The following is a 2,483-nucleotide window of genomic DNA, read 5'->3' as shown; positions in this document are numbered from 1 at the left end:
ATATATTATAATTATTAAAACATAAAATTAATAAATATCAATTTTTAATAAAAGAAAAGGATATGAAAGAAAAGAGGGAAATTATGAAAAAAAAATATACTATTGCAGTATTAATACTGATTTTAGTATTTAGCTGTGGTAAAAAAGATAAAAAGACACAAAATTCTCAAAGCAAGCCGAAGATTGAAAATATACAGGATGATAAGCTTAAGGAATTAACGAAAAAAGCTGAAAAAGGAGATGTGTCGGCACAGACTGAACTTGGAGAAATGTATCTTCATGGAAATGGAGTAAAAGTAGATTACAAAAAATCTATGGAGTGGAGTAAAAAAGCTGCTGAAAAAGGAAGCTACCGTGCAATGACTAACATCGGAATTCTTTATTTTGACGGACTTGGTGTAGAAAAAGACTATAAAAAGGCTTTTGATTCATTTTCAAAGGCGACAGATGGTGGAGATACGAAAGGACCAAGATACTTAGGGATAATGTCTGAAAAAGGACTTGGTGTGAAAAAAAGCCTTGATGATGCTGCATTTTACTATGAAATTGGAGATAGCAGCGGAGACTTGACTTCACGATACAACCTCGGTAAAATTCATGAAAAAGTAGGAGATTATGCAAGATCAATAGAACTTTACAAAAAAACAGACGGAAGAATGGATAAAATTACAGCTCCAATGTACGAAGCACTTGGAGATTTATATGCAGCTGGAAAAGGTGTAGAAAAAAATACAAAAGAAGCTAAGGAATGGTATGAAAAAGCTGTAAAATCTGGAAGTCAGGAAGCTCAAGAAAAAATAGCGAAATTAAAATAGTCTTTAAAATTTTCATTTAATTTTTTATTTTAACAAGTTATAAAAAATTTGTAAATAATGTTATTTACTAAAATTGTTATTTATGATAAAATAAGTTAAGAAATTTAAATATATTTATATATTTTCTAATTGTATTAGGAGTTTGTTTTTTTGTTAATAAATCACTAAAGGCTGGATTTGAAAATGCGATTGTAGAAACTTTGCTACTGATTCTAATTTATGTACTACCATTGAATATTAGTTTTAAGTCATTTTTATACGGTGTTTTTATATTTATTTCAATTAGCTCGATTTTTAATAAAATAAGAGAAGTTGGAAAGGGAAAAGAACCTGTAACAGGGGCTTTATATTTGTTAATTACATTAATGATAGTGCTTATACTTTATAGATCTCCAGGATTTCTAATATATTTTAGAGGTATGGAAAATATAAATAATGAGATGCTTATGTTATTTGGACTGGTAAGTCTACTTGGAAGTATTTAAGTTAAAAAAAATTGATATTATTATAACGAAAGATTAAATAAAATTTGCAGAAGTGGAAAGGATAAAAGATAGAAAATGGCAAAAAGAGATTATTATGAAGTGCTTGGCGTACCAAAAAACGCTTCGGAACAGGATATAAAAAAAGCGTATAGAAGTATGGCAAAAAAATATCATCCAGATAGAAATAAGGATAATCCTGAAGCTGAAGCCAAATTTAAGGAAGTACAGGAAGCAAATGAAATATTAAGTGATCCACAAAAAAGGGCAGCTTATGATCAGTATGGACATGCAGCATTTGAAAATGGGGGAACTGGAGCAGGTGGCTTTGGTGGACAAGGCTTTGGAGGCTTTGGCGGAGGTGCCGGTGGATTTGATTTTGAAGATTTAGGAGATATTTTTGGAAGTTTTTTTGGTGGAAGAAGTCGAAGTCAAGGACCAAGAGTTCATCAAGGGGATGATTTGAGATACAACTTAACATTAACTCTTGAAGAGGTAGCTTTTGGTACAGAAAAAGAATTAAAATATAAAAGAGATGGACAATGTAAAACTTGTCATGGAAGTGGAGCTGAGCCAGGACACAATATGAAAACATGTGATAAATGTAATGGTTCAGGACATGTAAGAGTGCAACAGAGAACATTGTTTGGTATGACAAGCGGAATACAGGAATGTGACAAGTGTCATGGAACAGGGAAAATTCCTGAAAAAGAATGCCATACTTGTCATGGAACAGGATTGGAAAGAGAAACACATACAAGAAAAGTAAGATTTCCAGCAGGAGTAGAAACAGGACAAAGATTAGTTGTAAGAGAAGGTGGAAATGCTGGAGCAAATGGTGGAATCTTCGGAGACTTATATGTGTATATAACTGTTGCAAAACATGATATTTTTGAAAGAATAAGTGAGTATGATATTCGTTGTGAAGTGCCTTTAAAAATGACAACAGCTATTTTAGGTGGAGAAGTGGAAGTGCCTACACTTAACGGCAAGAAAAAAATAGTAATTCCTGAAGGAACTCAAAATGGAAAAACATTCAGATTGAGAAATGAAGGAATTAAATATGGCCGAAGTGAAAATAGAGGAGATGAAATTGTAGAAATAAAAGTGGAAACACCAACAAATCTTACTGATAAACAAAAAGAAATCTTACGTGAATTTGACGGCTCACTTGACAATAAGAAAA

General features: G+C 31.7%; 3 protein-coding genes. All 3 read left to right on the top strand.

Annotation, left to right across the window (positions count from 1 at the left end):
• The first annotated feature begins 83 nt into the window (after positions 1–83).
• Positions 84–815, top strand: a complete 732-nt coding sequence (locus Q0370_RS06025) for a tetratricopeptide repeat protein (protein ID WP_299573410.1) — start codon at positions 84–86, stop codon at positions 813–815.
• Positions 816–1,045: 230 nt separating this feature from the next.
• A complete protein-coding gene (locus tag Q0370_RS06020; protein WP_299573407.1) occupies positions 1,046–1,300 on the top strand; it encodes a hypothetical protein in 255 nt (84 codons plus the stop codon).
• Positions 1,301–1,375: 75 nt separating this feature from the next.
• Positions 1,376–2,483 (top strand): molecular chaperone DnaJ (gene dnaJ / locus Q0370_RS06015; protein ID WP_299573405.1); only part of this gene is annotated, 1,108 nt, incomplete at its 3' end.

The organism is uncultured Leptotrichia sp., from assembly GCF_938036635.1.
Classification (GTDB): domain Bacteria; phylum Fusobacteriota; class Fusobacteriia; order Fusobacteriales; family Leptotrichiaceae; genus Leptotrichia; species Leptotrichia hongkongensis.
Note: the sequence above shows the minus strand (reverse complement) of the source record. Positions and strands in the feature narration are given on the sequence as shown.